Raw genomic sequence first — 15,425 nt, forward strand, 5'->3', positions numbered from 1 at the left:
AACTTTAGCGCTAGAGCTTTTGTTTTCTGCCCAAAGCCACCTACTTCAGCAGGTGGCTTCTTTCGTTAATCAGCTTAGCTAATGCACACCAGATCATGCCTTAATTAACGCCTCTCTTAAATTCAGCACCTGATCACGTAATGCCGCCGCCTGCTCAAACTCAAGATCTCTCGCGTGTTGATGCATACGTTTTTCTAATTCGTCAATTTGGTGACTCAAGCTAGCGGCGTCGCCAAGTTGATAGTTCGCCTTAGCCTCAGCGACTCTTTGATAACGAGGTAACACCTTCGCCGTATGTTCATTATGGCCGCCAATATCCATCACATCGGTGATTTTGTTCGACAATCCTTGAGGCGTAATGCCATTATTAAGATTATACTGGCGCTGTTTTTCTCGTCGCCAGTCAGTTTCATCGATGGCCTTGGCCATGGACTTAGTGATCTTATCGCCATATAAAATCACTTTACCGTTAACATTACGGGCGGCACGACCAATAGTCTGAATAAGGGATCGCTCTGAACGTAAGAACCCCTCTTTATCAGCATCTAAGATACACACAAGCGACACTTCAGGCATATCCAAGCCTTCCCTGAGCAAGTTAATACCGATCAAGACATCAAACACACCTAAACGAAGATCACGAATGATCTCAACCCGCTCTACGGTATCAATATCAGAATGCAAATATCTGACTTTAACGCCATGCTCATCAAGGTATTCCGACAGATCTTCGGCCATACGTTTGGTTAATGTCGTCACCAATACCCGCTCATTAACGGCAACTCGCTTACCCACCTCTGACAGCAAGTCGTCTACTTGTATCGAAACGGGCCGCACTTCAATCTCAGGATCAAGCAGCCCGGTTGGCCGCACTACTTGTTCGGCAATTTCCCCGTCGCTTTTATCTATCTCATATTGCGCCGGTGTCGCCGATACAAATACCGTCTGTGGCATTAAGGATTCAAACTCTTCAAATTTCAACGGACGATTATCTAGCGCTGACGGTAAGCGAAAACCATAATCGACTAAGTTTGTTTTACGAGAGCGATCACCTTTATACATGGCGCCAATTTGGGGCACGGTAACATGGGACTCATCGATAATAAGTAATCCATCGGCGGGGAGGTAATCGAGCAAGGTCGGTGGCCCCTCTCCTGGTCTCCTCCCTGAGAGATAGCGTGAATAGTTTTCTATCCCGGAGCAATAACCCAGCTCGGTCATCATCTCAATATCATACTGCACTCGCTCAGAGATGCGTTGGGCCTCGATAAGCTTATTATTATCTAATAGATACTTTTTACGTTCCCGCAGCTCCTGCTTAATCTCTTCGGTTGCCGCCAAAATCTTCTCTCGCGGCGTAACATAATGGGTCTTGGGATAAACAGTGGTACGGGCAATGCGCTGTAGAATATGCCCAGTTAATGGATCGAACAAACTTAATCGGTCGATCTCATCATCGAACAGCTCGATACGTATTGCATCTTTATCCGAATCCGCTGGGAAAATATCAATCACCTCTCCGCGCACCCGAAAAGTGCCGCGCTGCAGTTCAATATCATTACGGGTATATTGAAGTTCACTTAGGCGCTGCAATATTTCACGCTGCCCCATAAAGTCACCCAGACGAAGATGTAACAGCATCTTAAGGTACGAGTCAGGATCGCCAAGACCATAAATAGCCGAGACCGAAGCAATCAACACCACATCTTTACGCTCTAAAAGCGCTTTGGTCGCCGATAAACGCATCTGCTCTATGTGGGCATTAACCGATGCGTCCTTTTCAATAAAGGTGTTCGTTGACGGCACATAGGCTTCAGGCTGGTAGTAGTCGTAATAGGAGACAAAATACTCAACAGCGTTGTGAGGGAAAAACTCTTTCATCTCACCGTATAGTTGTGCCGCCAGGGTTTTATTAGGTGCCATGATAATCGTAGGCCGCTGTAATTGCTTAATTACATTGGCGACCGTAAACGTCTTACCCGATCCCGTTACCCCCAGCAGTGTCTGACAAGCCAAACCAGACTCTATGCCTTCCACCAACTTTTGAATAGCCGTCGGTTGATCTCCCGCGGGCTGATATCGCGAAACTAGCTGAAATGTCGAATCACTCAATGAAGCACTCCCAATAATGTAGCTGTGTATCTTAATCGACCTAAAGGCTTTCAACAAACCCAGATAGTATGAAATAGGTAAATCGTGGCGAACTAGCCTTAAAATTATTTGAGCGCTTTTACATAATTTAATATGTTTGTAATGAAACTTTAGTACAGAGACAAAATCTGTGCTCTCAGGTCGTTAATTGAACGAAAACCCAGCTAATTAGGCACTTTAATACACAAGATGAACCGCTAAATCTATTACATAATTGTAACGGTTGGGATACAAATTAAAACTGGCTATTGCTTTTTGTAAGTCATTGAAAATATGTGTCTATATCTCTAGCCCTAAAATATTGGCATTTTAAGTACAATCCCCAATCCACAAGGCTTTGCAAGCCAATATTTGCGCTAACCCACAGGTTTATCCACAGATTTAGTGGATAAGTCATGCAACCCTAGGTATTCCGTGGCTTTAAACGATTTTTGTTTATTAGTGCGTTCTGATGCAATAGATGTAATTTTACTACATTTGACAATCGAACAAATATAAAGCGTAAATAAATACACTTTATTCTTATATTCAACAGGCTCTTATCCCACCTAGCCTAAAATCCGCTGATAAGATAATCAAAATGAGCAAGAAGCGATCACGATGAGCATTAGATGAGCACTTAACCGCATAATTACATTTTTTTTTCTAACCTGAGTTGACTCATGTGTAAGAGCGCTTTAATATGCGCTCCGTCTTCAACGACGAGTTGCTTTAACGAATCCCCAGTAGTTCAGTCGGTAGAACGGCGGACTGTTAATCCGTATGTCACTGGTTCAAGTCCAGTCTGGGGAGCCAAAGCAATAAAGCGGAAGACAAAGTGTTAACGTAAGTTAGCATTTAAAACTAAAATTCGATTCCCCAGTAGTTCAGTCGGTAGAACGGCGGACTGTTAATCCGTATGTCACTGGTTCAAGTCCAGTCTGGGGAGCCAATTTTAGAATAATACTTTATAAGATTCCCCAGTAGTTCAGTCGGTAGAACGGCGGACTGTTAATCCGTATGTCACTGGTTCAAGTCCAGTCTGGGGAGCCACTTATAAATCTTATTGTTTGAAGTATTCGATTCCCCAGTAGTTCAGTCGGTAGAACGGCGGACTGTTAATCCGTATGTCACTGGTTCAAGTCCAGTCTGGGGAGCCACTTCAACAAGATTTAAGCTATACCATATCATTTTGAGTATTCCCCAGTAGTTCAGTCGGTAGAACGGCGGACTGTTAATCCGTATGTCACTGGTTCAAGTCCAGTCTGGGGAGCCACTCAACAATTAAACCTACCTAAGAATAAAATTTCGCTTTATTACATAATCAGTTACACTAGCGGCATCATAATTATTTATAATTAGCTTGCACAATGTAGTGGATACACTTTTTATGAGCATTGCGAAAATATTTCATTTAGTTCTTCTCATCATATTCGGCAGTTTATCGTTCATAAGTTTTAACTATGAGTATGATAAAGCATCAAAATTAGCCGATGAAGCACTGCAACAATACCTCAATAGCCCTATCTGGAAAACAACGCTACCCGTCGATGGAAAGTCGCTATTTACAACTTTAAATAGTCAATATCCCTTTTATTTTTTTCAATATACTCACGGGCAAGATGGCACATTAAACTATACCGAGGGACAATTACTGCCAGACAATGACGATACTATTGCGGCATTATTTACCCAAGGCTTAGGTGATACTCGGAGCTTAGCAGAAGGACGCCTGCAGGTAAAAATTGATGACTCAAAAATAACCAGCAAGGCCAAACAGGCATTCGTTAGCAATATAACGATTATTTGGTTGCTCTATCTCGTAATAGCAACAATATTTAGCCTATTGATGATGAGATTAAAACGCAGCATTGTTTATGCTAGTAGCTATATTGACGCCCTATCGGAACTTAAATTCGAAGCATTGGCGCATTCACGTTTTCGTGGAGAGCTCAAGCCAATTGGCGTAGCCTTAGATAAGGCCAGAGGCATACTGCATGACAAGTTTGAGGAAATGCGAAACCACAACCTGCAACTGAATAAAGAAGTATATCAAGATCCTGTAACGCTATTTAACACTCGCCCCAAATTTACTCAGAAACTAGACAGTCTCGCTAAGGCCGGAAAAGATAACTACGGCATAATGGCCATGATAAAGGCCACTGAACTCGCCAATATAAATCAATCTCAAGGCCGAGAAGCGGGTGACAATTATCTCGCAGGCATCGCCAGCTGTATCCGAAAAAGCATCGCCAATCAGCAACAAGCTGAATGCTTCAGAATATCTGCCAGTGATTTTGCCGTCTTTATTCCCAACTTACTCATTCACGACGTACACGGATTATTAAACGATCTAAAACATAATTTCGACGCTTTTCAAGAAACTATCGATATTGAGTCTGTGGCCTATACGGGGTTAGTACCATACAAACAGGGAAATGATGCCCTTTCACTGGTTTATTTAGGCGATGCTGCTGTCAGCATAGCTCAAACCATGGGGCCTAACACTTGTCACATCCAAGAAAAACTTAATGGAGATGAATTAATCGGCGACTCCCATTGGAAAACAGCAATCGAAGATATTATCCGGCGTCAAGCATTGAAATTTCATACTCAGGATATACAACCCTGCCGTGGTGCCGATAAAGTGTATCGAGAACTATTCTCTCGTTTTTACAGTCGTGAAGGAAAATTTTTACCCACAGCCACAGTGATAGGTATGGCTGGGCGTCATGGACTGAATGTAGAACTGGATAAAATTATTATTCAAAATACCATTAAACTATTGATTAATAATCCAAGCTTAACGGGATCATTCGGTATAAATGTCAGTACAGCCTCGATGCAGCAAGCTCAGTTTTCGGCATGGGTTAAAGATCTATTGGCACGATATCGCCATATTGCAGCGAGATTAGTAATAGAAATTAACGAATCGGGAATTCAAAGTAATATAAATATTGCTCATCAATTTGTCAGAGATATGCACAGTGTCGGTGCACGTGTATCTGTCGAGCATTTTGGCCTAGGATTTACCTCCTTTAAGTTCTTTAAAGAGATAAGGCCTGACTTTGTAAAGCTTGACGGTAGTTATACTGAAGAAATTGATACCAATGATAATAATCGTTTCTTTGTAAAAATGATTGTCGATGTAGCACAAAAACAATCAATTAAAGTGATTGCAACGAGTGTAGAGCGCCAAGAAGAGAAGTTTACCCTTGAACACCTTCTCGTTGATGGACTGCAAGGCTATTACATTGCAAAACCGAAACCAATGACCGTAACAGATGAACACTCTGCAACCAGTTAAACCCGATTTGAAATAATCCCTGCTTTCTATGTGTTGTTTATCCATGCCGAAAGGTCGATAATAGCCGTTAAATTAGATATAGATAACCATTTGCGATGAGCGAATATCTCCTGCTTTTGGTCGGCACTGTGCTGGTCAACAATTTTGTATTAGTCAAATTTCTCGGCTTATGTCCCTTTATGGGCGTTTCGAGTAAATTAGAATCCGCGATAGGTATGTCCATGGCGACAACCTTTGTGCTCACGCTTGCCTCAATTTTGAGTTACCTCGTCGATAACTATCTTTTGCAGCCCTTCGAACTGGGCTACCTCAGAACCATGGCTTTTATTCTTGTGATTGCTGTCGTAGTGCAATTTACTGAAATGCTAGTCCAAAAGACCAGCGCGTCGCTTCATCGAGCTCTTGGGATCTATCTACCGCTTATCACCACCAACTGTGCAGTGTTAGGGGTTGCCCTGCTCAACGTCAATGAAAATCATGATTTCATCGAGTCTGCTATCTACGGATTCGGCGCTGCGGCAGGATTCTCCATTGTATTGATCTTGTTCTCTGCTATGCGTGAGAGATTGGCTGCCGCGGATGTTCCTGCACCGTTTAAAGGGGGCGCTATTGCCATGATCACAGCAGGTCTTATGTCGCTAGCATTCATGGGCTTTACGGGCTTGGTAAATTAAACATGTTTGAAATTGTTATCGCCATCGCACTTTTGGGATTATTGGCCCTCGTTTTTGGTGCGCTACTTGGATACGCTGCAGAAAAGTTTAAGGTTGAAGGTAACCCCGTTATCGACCAAGCCGAAGCGCTTTTACCTCAAACCCAATGTGGCCAGTGTGGTTACCCAGGCTGTCGTCCCTATGCGGAGGCTATTGCCAATGGTGAAAAAATCAATAAATGCCCTCCTGGCGGCACAGCCACTATGGAAAAATTAGCCGAGCTCATGGGAGTAGATCCCGAGCCGCTGACCGCGACACAAGAAACTCAAATCAAAAAGGTCGCCTACATTCGAGAAGCCGAGTGCATAGGCTGTACAAAGTGTATTCAGGCATGTCCAGTCGATGCGATTTTGGGTACTGGCAAGCAGATGCATACGGTGATCACCGATTACTGTACAGGCTGTGATCTCTGTGTAGAACCCTGCCCCGTCGATTGCATCGACATGTTACCAGTAGAACAGACGGTACAAACTTGGAACTGGAAGCTTAATGCAATACCAGTTATGAATATTAGCGAGGAATCTAAGTGTTAGCTTTATTTGAACAAATTGATAAAGGAACACTTTGGCAGATCCCTGGAGGAATACATCCACCAGAATTTAAGACATTGTCGAGCCAATCTCCAATTTCTCGCTTACCACATGCAGATCGTCTTATCGTCCCCATTCCTCATGTAGGTGAAAACTGTACGTTAGGCGTTAACGTCGGCGATGTGGTAGATAAAGGGCAGCCACTGACTGTAGGCGATGGCTTTAGACACCTGCCGGTGCACGCTCCGGTTTCGGGTACTGTTGTTGCCATAGAAGAGCATCCTAGCAATCACGCCTCTGGATTACCTGTTATGTGCTGCGTGATAGAAAATGATCACCAGCAGCGATTAGCCTGCTCAGTACATGCTCGCCTTAGCCGCAATGATGTTCAGCAGATGTCTTCACAAGAGATACTAACCAGAGTGCAAAATGCGGGGATTGCTGGACTTGGAGGGGCGGCCTTCCCTACGCATATCAAGCTAAAACCTGCGAGTGACATTGAGCTGTTAATCATCAATGGCGTCGAGTGTGAACCTTATATCACCTCAGATGATCTTTTGATGCAGCAACACAGTGATGACATTGTCACTGGGATAGAGATCATTCATCAGTTGCTCAGCCCCAAACGCATCATTATTGCTATTGAGGACAATAAACCTCAAGCCATCGAGCAGATGAATCATGCCCTCAATCGTAGTGCACTACCCAGTAATTGCGCCCGTGTTACCGCGATCCCTACGCTTTACCCTTCCGGTGGGGAAAAGCAACTGATCCAAATCTTAACGGGACTAGAAGTCCCTTCAGGCTCAATACCCGCGCATCTCGGTATCTTGGTACAAAATGTCGGTACCGCCTTCAGTATTGAACAAGCCGTCTATAGCAATATCCCGCTTATTGAGCGAGTGGTCACCTTAACAGGCAACAATATTGCGAAGCCTGGGAACTACTGGGTTCCCATTGGAACACCGATTAATCATCTCCTTGATAGCGTCCAATTTAAGGGTGATAGTGATTCTCCCGTTATCATTGGTGGTCCTATGATGGGTTATATGCTGCCCAATTGGAATGCACCTATCACCAAAGGCACTAACTGTCTTTTGATGCCGAGTAAGCAAGAGATAGCACCACAGAGCCCAGAGCAGCCGTGTATTCGCTGCGGTGAGTGTGCGGTAGTCTGCCCTGCTCAACTACTCCCACAGCAGCTCTTTTGGCACGCTAAAGCGCAAGAATATGACAAGGCAGCCAGTTACAACCTAAGAGACTGTATCGAATGTGGCTGTTGCAGTTATGTCTGCCCAAGCGATATCCCCTTGGTTGAATATTACCGCGTAGCGAAATCGGCGCTAAAACAGGAAGCCGAAGAGAAGAAACAGGCCGAACTCGCCAAACAGCGCTTCGATTCCCGCACACTAAGACTCGAGCAGGAAAAGCACGCGCGGGAAGAGAAAGCAAAACAAGCGGCCGAGCGGCGCAAGACGCAGATGACAGGCTCAGATAAAGATGCTGTCGCTTCTGCCATGGCAAGGATTAAGGCGAAGAAAGCCGCTCAAGAGCAAACTCAGACACCAGGCCCAACACAAACTGAGGCCATAGCCGCTGATAGCCCTGTGAATCTACGAGAAGTAAATCCACAAGAAGTGAAGCCACAAGATAAGGTTGCCGCCGCAATCGCTCGAGCCAAGGCAAAAAAGGCCGCGCAAAAAGCAGAAGCTGAATCTACAGCAGCAACGGAATCTAGCGTAACGCTAGCAAGTGGTGATAGCAGCACGGCCGCATCGACTCAAAAAGAGAAAGTCGCAGCTGCCATTGCCCGCGCCAAAGCGAAAAAAGCCGCGCAGCAACAGTCGCCAGCAGCTGAAATTGACCAAGAGCCGGCTCAGACAGACAAGCAGACAGCCCCTTTAAGCCAACAGGAGAAAGTCGCAGCAGCCATTGCCCGCGCCAAGGCGAAGAAGGCGCAGCAGACAGGCTTAACTGAGCAATCAAGGGAAGCGCTAACTGATACAGCTGCACCTATCGATGATGCCGAGGCAATCAAGAAGGCTAAAATCGCTGCAGCGGTCGCTAAGGCCAAGGCAAAAAAAGCCCAACAGGCAGGTTTAAACCAAGAGCAAACAGTCGCTCGCGCAGAACAAGCCACCGACGAATCGCCTGTCATGGCTGATAAGCCAGTTGCTTCTGTGGGCCCCGTTGACGATGCCGAGGCGATTAAGAAGGCTAAAATCGCCGCCGCGGTCGCTAAGGCCAAGGCGAAGAAGGCCCAACAAGCGGGTTTAAACCAAGAGCAAACAGTCGTTAGCGTTGAACAAGCCACCGACGAAACGCCTGTCATGGCTGATAAGCCAGTTGCTTCTGTAGCACCTGTTGACGATGCCGCGGCGCTCAAGAAAGCCAAAATCGCCGCTGCGGTCGCTAAAGCTAAGGCAAAGAAACTGGCAAAGGCCCAAGCTGATAACTCAACCAATGAGCACAAGGATTAACCATGGCATTTAAGTTGGCCTCATCGCCACACCTTTCAACCAAAGCACAAACCCGCGGGTTAATGTTTAAGGTCATGCTGTGTGCCCTACCGGGCGTGCTGGCCCAGTGCTACTTTTTCGGTTGGGGCACCCTGATCCAAATCGTCTTCGCCATCAGCGTAGCACTGGCCACAGAGGCTGCGGTGTTAAAGCTACGCGGCCGCCCTGTAGGAAAAACCCTCAGCGATAATAGCGCCGCGCTATCCGGCCTACTGATCGGTGTTGCGATTCCTGCACTTGCACCATGGTGGATTACAGCCATTGGGGTGATCTTTGCCATCTTAGTGGTAAAGCAACTTTATGGCGGTCTTGGTAATAATATCTTTAACCCAGCCATGGCAGCCTATGTCATGCTGCTTATCTCCTTCCCGGTACAGATGACTACCTGGGTGGCCCCTAGCGGCGCCGCATTGCACGGCACGGATCTATTACTAAGCCTAAGTATTATCTTCCAAGGCGCCGATGCCGAGCAGATCCTCGCCTATCGCGCTGGGTTCGATGGCATGACCATGGCGACTCCACTGGATGCAGTGAAAACAGGTCTATCAACTGGCTTAACCATCAACGAAGTCTTGCTCAAACCCAATTTTAGCGCTGGCTTCGGCATCGGCTGGGCGATAATCAACCTGGCTTACCTTGCTGGCGGTCTGGTGATGCTGAAACTCAAATTGATCCGTTGGCAAATCAGCACGGCAATTCTTGCCAGCCTGTTTATCTGTGCAAGCATAGGTTATCTGCTGAGCCCTGATACCCATATGGGCCCCTTATTACATTTGTTCTCTGGCGCCACTATGCTAGCGGCTTTCTTCATTGCCACCGATCCCGTTACAGCCGCAACCAGCACCCGTGGACGCTTAATATTCGGCGCGCTTATCGGCCTTCTGGTTTACCTGATACGCAGCTTTGGCGGTTATCCAGACGCCTTTGCCTTTGCTGTGCTGCTGGCAAACCTTTGCGCGCCCTTTATCGATTACTATGTCAAACCCCGTGCCTATGGCCACAGAGCTAGCCACTAAGCCCACGGCAGGAGTATGAAGTGAAACGTTCTATAGTCAAAAATGCTACGCTGCTCGGTCTGTTTGCCCTGCTGTGCACCGCACTGGTGGCCTTAGTCAACCAGTTTACCTTTGAGCGTATTAAGCAGCAGGAAGATCTTGAGTTGATGCGTACCCTGCACCAGCTCATCCCTGATGATATGCATGACAATGCGTTGATTGAGCACTGCATTCTTATTCAGGATGCAGCGGCTTTAGGTGTTGAGGAACCGTTGCCAGCCTATATCGCCAGTAACCAAGGTGAGCCTGTGGCCATTGCCATCGAAACGGTCGCGCCGGATGGCTATAATGGCCAGATCAAGCTCATCGTCGCCATCGATGCAAAAGGTGAAGTGCTAGGGGTGCGTACCCTTAATCACAACGAAACGCCGGGTCTTGGCGATAAGATCGATCTGCGAAAGTCCCCTTGGGTATTTGGCTTTAACGGTCAAAACCTTCAAGACGAGCAGGACAAACGTTGGGCAGTGAAAAAGGATGGTGGTCAGTTTGATCAGTTTACCGGTGCCACCATTACCCCAAGAGCCTATGTTGGCGCGGTGCGACGTACCCTGCTCTACTTCAACACTAATAAACAGACCCTGTTGAGTCGTCCAGCCAATTGTGAGGTCAACTATGAGTAACTATCGCGATATCGCATGGCAAGGACTGTGGAAAAACAATCCTGGCTTAGTACAACTCTTGGGCCTTTGCCCTCTGCTGGCGGTCACCGCTACCTTAACGAACGCCATTGGCCTTGGGTTGGCGACCTTAGTGGTGCTGGTTGGCTCAAACGTACTTGTCTCTCTGGTAAGAGAGTTTGTCCCGAAAGAGATCCGTATCCCGGTATTTGTCATGATCATTGCCGCGCTGGTGACCTGTGTGCAGTTGTTGATCAACGCCTATGCCTATGGCCTTTACCTATCACTAGGGATCTTCTTACCACTTATCGTCACCAACTGCGTGATTATCGGCCGCGCCGAGGCCTTTGCGTCGCGTAATAACGTCATTAAGGCTGCGTTTGACGGTTTAATGATGGGGATTGGCTTTACCTTGGTGTTAATGGCACTTGGCGCTTGTCGTGAAATCTTGGGCCAAGGCACTCTGTTTGACGGTGCCGATCTCTTATTAGGCGATTGGGCAAAAGGGCTCACAATACATCTTTGGCAGGTGGATACCAACTTCCTATTGGCCATGCTGCCGCCAGGCGCCTTCATCGCCATGGGGTTTCTGATCGCCATCAAAAACCTGATCGACAAGCAGCTCGAGGCACGCAAACCCGCAGCCGAAGCCGCACCTGCCGTCACCCGTGCCCGTATCACTAAGGTGAGTTAAGTCATGAATAAAGAGAAGCGAATAAAAATACTGGAGATTCTTCGCGACAATAATCCAAAACCAGAAACAGAACTTAACTTCTCATCCCCTTTTGAGCTCTTGGTTGCCGTCACCCTGTCGGCACAGGCCACGGATGTGAGCGTCAACAAAGCTACCGATAAACTGTTTCCCGTGGCTAATACGGCCCAGGCTATCTATGATCTCGGTGTCGAGGGTCTAAAGCAATATATTAAGACCATAGGCCTATACAACAACAAGGCGATCAACGTCATCAAGGCGTGTGAGATCCTTCTTGAGAAATACAATGGAGAGGTGCCGGAAAACAGAGAGGCGCTCGAGGCATTACCGGGGGTGGGCCGAAAAACGGCCAATGTGGTATTAAACACAGCGTTTGGCTGGCCCACCATCGCCGTCGACACCCATATTTTTCGTGTCGCCAACCGCACCAAATTTGCCATGGGCAAAAATGTGGATCAGGTTGAGCAGAAGATGTTAAAGGTAGTGCCAGCTGAATTCAAAGTTGATGTGCATCATTGGTTTATTTTACATGGACGCTATGTTTGCACAGCTCGCAAGCCCAAATGTGGCGCTTGTATTATTGAAGATTTGTGTGATTTTAAGGATAAAACGGAATAACTAAATATAAAGGCACTACTTTTCAAGTGCCTTTACTTAACAACCTGTTTCTAAGCACAAAAACAAGTAGACAATACGCTGCAAAAAATAACAACATACATTCAATCTAACTAAAACTTAAAACCTTGCTCAAACTCTAGAAGCTTTCTTTTTAATGGTAATCCTCCACCATAGCTAACTAACTCATGATTTGCGCTTATAACTCGGTGGCAGGGAACAATTATAGCAAGTGCATTCGCACCATTTGCAGATGCAACGGCTCGAATAGCACTTTTATTACCAGTTTCAATAGCAAGATCCCGATAGGTTGTAGTATCACCATAATCAACAGCCATCAAAGAGCGCCATACTAATTTCTGAAACTCAGTCCCAACATGTAACAAATTCATATTAAAAGAGTTTCTCTGCCCCAAAAAGAACTCTTCAAGTTGATTTTTAGCTTGCTCTAGCACTTCGTCATTCTGCTCTATGAAACTAGCTTTTAGCCCTTGCTGAATCCTTTTATCAATATTGGCCCTCATTTTTCTATAACGAAAATCACACAAACATAAGTGTTCCTCATACGAGCCTAAAATAAACTCGGCATAAGGATGTTTATAGTATTGAATGTTAATTCGACTTTTCATGATGCTAAATACAAGAGGGAATAATTACTCACGAAGATGTTAAGTAAACAGTGGCTGACAAGATTCTTTAGCTTTAATATCAACTAAAAGATTTGTCAGTTGACCGTAAATTCTGTCATGAGAAAAATTCCCTGTACTGACACGTTTAACACCTAAGTCTGCTAATACAGTTGTATCAGGTAAGTCAGGCATAGCCATGACGTTCACGGGTAGCGATGTTGCTTCAACTATTGCTCGAATATCTTCTTCACAAGTAACACATGGAAAAAACACCCCGTTTGCACCAACATCTTGATAACTTTTAGCCCTCAAGATCGCTTCATCACGCGCACCTTCTATACCTAAGAAGAAAACATCACTGCGTACATTGATGAAAATATCAACACCAAATTCCGCAAGATAAGTTCGCAACTGAAGTATTACTTCAGAAAAGCTTTCACGCTCAACCAACGTTCTTGTTTCGCCTACTATGCTATCCTCGATATTTACGCCAACAACTCCAAGCTCGCTTAATTGCTTTATGTTTTCAGCAATAACCTGAGGATCTCGGCTATATCCTGCTTCTATATCAACAGTTAAAGGCAGAGACATTACAGCAGCAATGCGCCCAACCATAAAAGCCAGTTCATTAAATGGCATCTGTTCACCATCTTCATATCCAAGTAAGCTAGCTATAGCTGCACTAGAAGTACCTAAAGCTTGGTAACCTGCTTGCTCTGCGCATTTAGCACTTGGTGCATCCCATACATTAGCTAGTAATAGTGGCTTATCTTGTTGGTGTAGTTTTTTAAACTCTTGCATTAAATTTCCCCGTAGCTATTTAGAGTGACTTGCTACAATGCACTCTTTCTCAAATAAAGGTCATTCTCGTTATTCTCGTTATTCTCGTTATTCTCAATGTTAAACACCAACGATAAAAATCGACTTGTTATATAAGAAATACTTATAATGCTATCAAAGTATTAAACGGAGCGCAGACTGTGTTTAAAAATATAAACTTACTTGTGACATTTGAATGTGCGGCAAGACATCAAAGCTATAGCATAGCAGCTGAGGAGCTGTGTATATCTCAAGCAGCGGTTAGTCAGCAGATGCGACAATTAGAACAAGCACTTAATACAAAGCTTTTCATCCGTAAAGCCAAACAAATGCTTCTCAGTCAACAAGGGCAAATTTTGTTTGATTCTTCCAAGAAAGCGCTAGGCATTATTAACCAAGGAATAAGCCAAATTCACCAAGAAGATATAGCAGGCGTGCTGACGGTTACTTCGACGCAAGCGTTTACTTCTTTTTGGCTAATGCCAAGGCTACAAAGCTTTGCTAAATTGCACCCTAGTATCCAGATTAGATTCCTTCCTTCTGCTGGCTTTGAAGACTTTAAGCGATCACAAATAGATTTAGCTATAAGATTTGGCACTCAGATAAAAGAGAACACACCTAAAAATTTAATTTGTGAATACTTTGGCGAAGCCTCTGTTTACCCTATTTGCTCAGCTGAGTTAGCTAAGAGTCAAAATCTAACTTTGCCTAACGACCTTCTTTCTACATGGTTAGTAACTTTAGAAAAACCCGGAGCATATGACTGGGGGACTTGGTTTAAAAGTCTCAATGTCACTGGCTATGACAAACATAAACAATGGACAAAAGTAAATAGCACAGATACGGCTCTAACAGCGGTATTAAATGGTCACGGAGTTACTTTGGCAGCACCTTATTTATGCAAGCATCAACTTGACTCTGGTAAGCTGGTCATCCCATTTAACGTCCCTCATCCAGCAACTGTTAAGCGTTATATGGTTTACGACCAGAACTCAACTAGATTAAAAAGGTTAAAAGTATTTATGGAATGGTTAAAAGACGAAATGTCAGGGATGTAACATTTAATTAAAATAAAAACTGATTGCTTTTATCACTTTCTAGTACAAAGCACTATCTACTTTTGTTATCTTTTGGCTGGCCCACCATCGCCGTCGACACCCATATTTTTCGTGTCGCCAACCGCACCAAATTTGCCATGGGCAAAAATGTGGATCAGGTTGAGCAGAAGATGTTAAAGGTAGTGCCAGCTGAATTCAAAGTTGATGTGCATCATTGGTTTATTTTACATGGACGCTACACCTGCTTAGCCCGTAAACCTAGATGTGGTAGCTGTTTAATCGAAGAACTCTGTGAGTTTAAAGAGAAGGTTTACCCCGACGAATAGCCATTGCTCAGAAACAATAAATAAAAAGCCGCTACTGCGGCTTTTTATTTTACATTTAGAACATACAAACAAAGAATACAGATAGACCTAAAGCAACAATCACAGTGATCCCAAGTGCCATTTTTAATTCAGTAACCATAGTTATACTCCTTAATTATTTAATCCCATTATCCTGACCCTTACTATTTACACCAAAGATTTAGCCTAAATATGTGACACCAGTCATAGGCTATTGCTAACCAATATGAGAGGAGCTGAAGATCCAAGATAAATTACATTAACCAATAGGATAATGCGTTCTCAATCGTCTAGCTTTATCTTAATCGTTACCTTTAATAATAATCTGTATAAGTCTGCCTATTTAGGCCACAGAGGACAAGGCAAGCCCTGATTTA

At 44.8% G+C, this 15,425-nt stretch carries 12 protein-coding genes, 5 tRNA genes and 1 pseudogene; 15 read left to right on the forward strand and 3 right to left on the reverse strand.

The window, feature by feature from the left end:
* Positions 1-93: 93 nt before the first annotated feature.
* Positions 94-2,112: an excinuclease ABC subunit UvrB gene (gene uvrB / locus K0I62_RS10650; protein WP_220068135.1), complete on the reverse strand. Its 2,019-nt coding sequence runs from the start codon at positions 2,110-2,112 to the stop codon at positions 94-96.
* Positions 2,113-2,870: 758 nt separating this feature from the next.
* Here uvrB and K0I62_RS10655 point away from each other — a divergent pair.
* From K0I62_RS10655 to nth, 13 genes are all read left to right on the forward strand, one after another.
* A tRNA-Asn gene (locus K0I62_RS10655) sits at positions 2,871-2,946 on the forward strand.
* A gap of 60 nt (positions 2,947-3,006) precedes the next feature.
* Positions 3,007-3,082 (forward strand) — tRNA-Asn (locus tag K0I62_RS10660).
* Positions 3,083-3,107: 25 nt separating this feature from the next.
* A tRNA-Asn gene (locus K0I62_RS10665) sits at positions 3,108-3,183 on the forward strand.
* 31 nt (positions 3,184-3,214) lie between these two features.
* A tRNA-Asn gene (locus K0I62_RS10670) sits at positions 3,215-3,290 on the forward strand.
* 40 nt (positions 3,291-3,330) lie between these two features.
* Positions 3,331-3,406, forward strand: a tRNA-Asn gene (locus K0I62_RS10675).
* A gap of 114 nt (positions 3,407-3,520) precedes the next feature.
* Positions 3,521-5,437: an EAL domain-containing protein gene (locus K0I62_RS10680; RefSeq protein ID WP_220068136.1), complete on the forward strand. Its 1,917-nt coding sequence runs from the start codon at positions 3,521-3,523 to the stop codon at positions 5,435-5,437.
* 95 nt (positions 5,438-5,532) lie between these two features.
* Entirely contained in the window at positions 5,533-6,111 is a 579-nt protein-coding gene (rsxA, locus tag K0I62_RS10685) for an electron transport complex subunit RsxA (RefSeq protein WP_220068137.1), read from the forward strand.
* Between the two features lie 2 nt (positions 6,112-6,113).
* Complete coding sequence (gene rsxB / locus K0I62_RS10690) at positions 6,114-6,683, forward strand: electron transport complex subunit RsxB (RefSeq protein ID WP_220068138.1); 570 nt, start codon at positions 6,114-6,116, stop codon at positions 6,681-6,683.
* Entirely contained in the window at positions 6,677-9,160 is a 2,484-nt protein-coding gene (gene rsxC, locus K0I62_RS10695; RefSeq protein ID WP_220068139.1) for an electron transport complex subunit RsxC, read from the forward strand. The genes rsxB and rsxC overlap by 7 nt, the downstream gene beginning before the upstream one ends.
* A 2-nt stretch (positions 9,161-9,162) precedes the next feature.
* Positions 9,163-10,215 carry an electron transport complex subunit RsxD gene (gene rsxD, locus K0I62_RS10700; protein WP_220068140.1) on the forward strand — a complete coding sequence of 351 codons (1,053 nt, stop codon included), beginning with the start codon at positions 9,163-9,165 and terminating at the stop codon, positions 10,213-10,215.
* Between the two features lie 20 nt (positions 10,216-10,235).
* Positions 10,236-10,874 carry an electron transport complex subunit RsxG gene (rsxG, locus tag K0I62_RS10705; RefSeq protein ID WP_220068141.1) on the forward strand — a complete coding sequence of 213 codons (639 nt, stop codon included), beginning with the start codon at positions 10,236-10,238 and terminating at the stop codon, positions 10,872-10,874.
* Positions 10,867-11,565, forward strand: a complete 699-nt coding sequence (locus tag K0I62_RS10710; protein WP_220068142.1) for an electron transport complex subunit E — start codon at positions 10,867-10,869, stop codon at positions 11,563-11,565. The genes rsxG and K0I62_RS10710 overlap by 8 nt, the downstream gene beginning before the upstream one ends.
* A 3-nt stretch (positions 11,566-11,568) precedes the next feature.
* Positions 11,569-12,201, forward strand: a complete 633-nt coding sequence (gene nth / locus K0I62_RS10715; protein WP_220068143.1) for an endonuclease III — start codon at positions 11,569-11,571, stop codon at positions 12,199-12,201.
* A gap of 110 nt (positions 12,202-12,311) precedes the next feature.
* On the opposite strand, the gene K0I62_RS10720 is transcribed toward nth, so the two are convergent.
* Positions 12,312-12,827 (reverse strand): methylated-DNA--[protein]-cysteine S-methyltransferase, encoded by a 516-nt coding sequence (locus tag K0I62_RS10720; RefSeq protein ID WP_220068144.1) that lies wholly within the window; start codon positions 12,825-12,827, stop codon positions 12,312-12,314.
* 39 nt (positions 12,828-12,866) lie between these two features.
* The gene (locus K0I62_RS10725) at positions 12,867-13,628 is read right to left on the reverse strand and encodes an isocitrate lyase/PEP mutase family protein (protein ID WP_220068145.1); all 762 of its coding nucleotides are present in this window, start codon (positions 13,626-13,628) and stop codon (positions 12,867-12,869) included.
* A gap of 179 nt (positions 13,629-13,807) precedes the next feature.
* On the opposite strand from K0I62_RS10725, the gene K0I62_RS10730 reads away from it, so the two are divergent.
* Entirely contained in the window at positions 13,808-14,704 is an 897-nt protein-coding gene (locus tag K0I62_RS10730; protein WP_220068146.1) for a LysR substrate-binding domain-containing protein, read from the forward strand.
* Between the two features lie 65 nt (positions 14,705-14,769).
* Positions 14,770-15,030: pseudogene (locus K0I62_RS10735) on the forward strand (endonuclease III); the annotation flags it as partial.
* Positions 15,031-15,425 lie beyond the last annotated feature (395 nt).

This window comes from Shewanella psychrotolerans (assembly GCF_019457595.1).
In the GTDB taxonomy this organism is placed as follows: domain Bacteria; phylum Pseudomonadota; class Gammaproteobacteria; order Enterobacterales; family Shewanellaceae; genus Shewanella; species Shewanella psychrotolerans.

Coding starts and splice junctions, on each gene's coding strand:
- rsxA (WP_220068137.1), top strand. CDS start 5,533: ATGAGCGAATATCTCCTGCTTTTGGTCGGCACTGTGCTGGTCAACAAT.
- K0I62_RS10680 (WP_220068136.1), top strand. CDS start 3,521: ATGAGCATTGCGAAAATATTTCATTTAGTTCTTCTCATCATATTCGGC.
- rsxB (WP_220068138.1), top strand. CDS start 6,114: ATGTTTGAAATTGTTATCGCCATCGCACTTTTGGGATTATTGGCCCTC.
- K0I62_RS10710 (WP_220068142.1), top strand. CDS start 10,867: ATGAGTAACTATCGCGATATCGCATGGCAAGGACTGTGGAAAAACAAT.
- rsxD (WP_220068140.1), top strand. CDS start 9,163: ATGGCATTTAAGTTGGCCTCATCGCCACACCTTTCAACCAAAGCACAA.
- K0I62_RS10725 (WP_220068145.1), bottom strand. CDS start 13,628: ATGCAAGAGTTTAAAAAACTACACCAACAAGATAAGCCACTATTACTA.
- K0I62_RS10720 (WP_220068144.1), bottom strand. CDS start 12,827: ATGAAAAGTCGAATTAACATTCAATACTATAAACATCCTTATGCCGAG.
- nth (WP_220068143.1), top strand. CDS start 11,569: ATGAATAAAGAGAAGCGAATAAAAATACTGGAGATTCTTCGCGACAAT.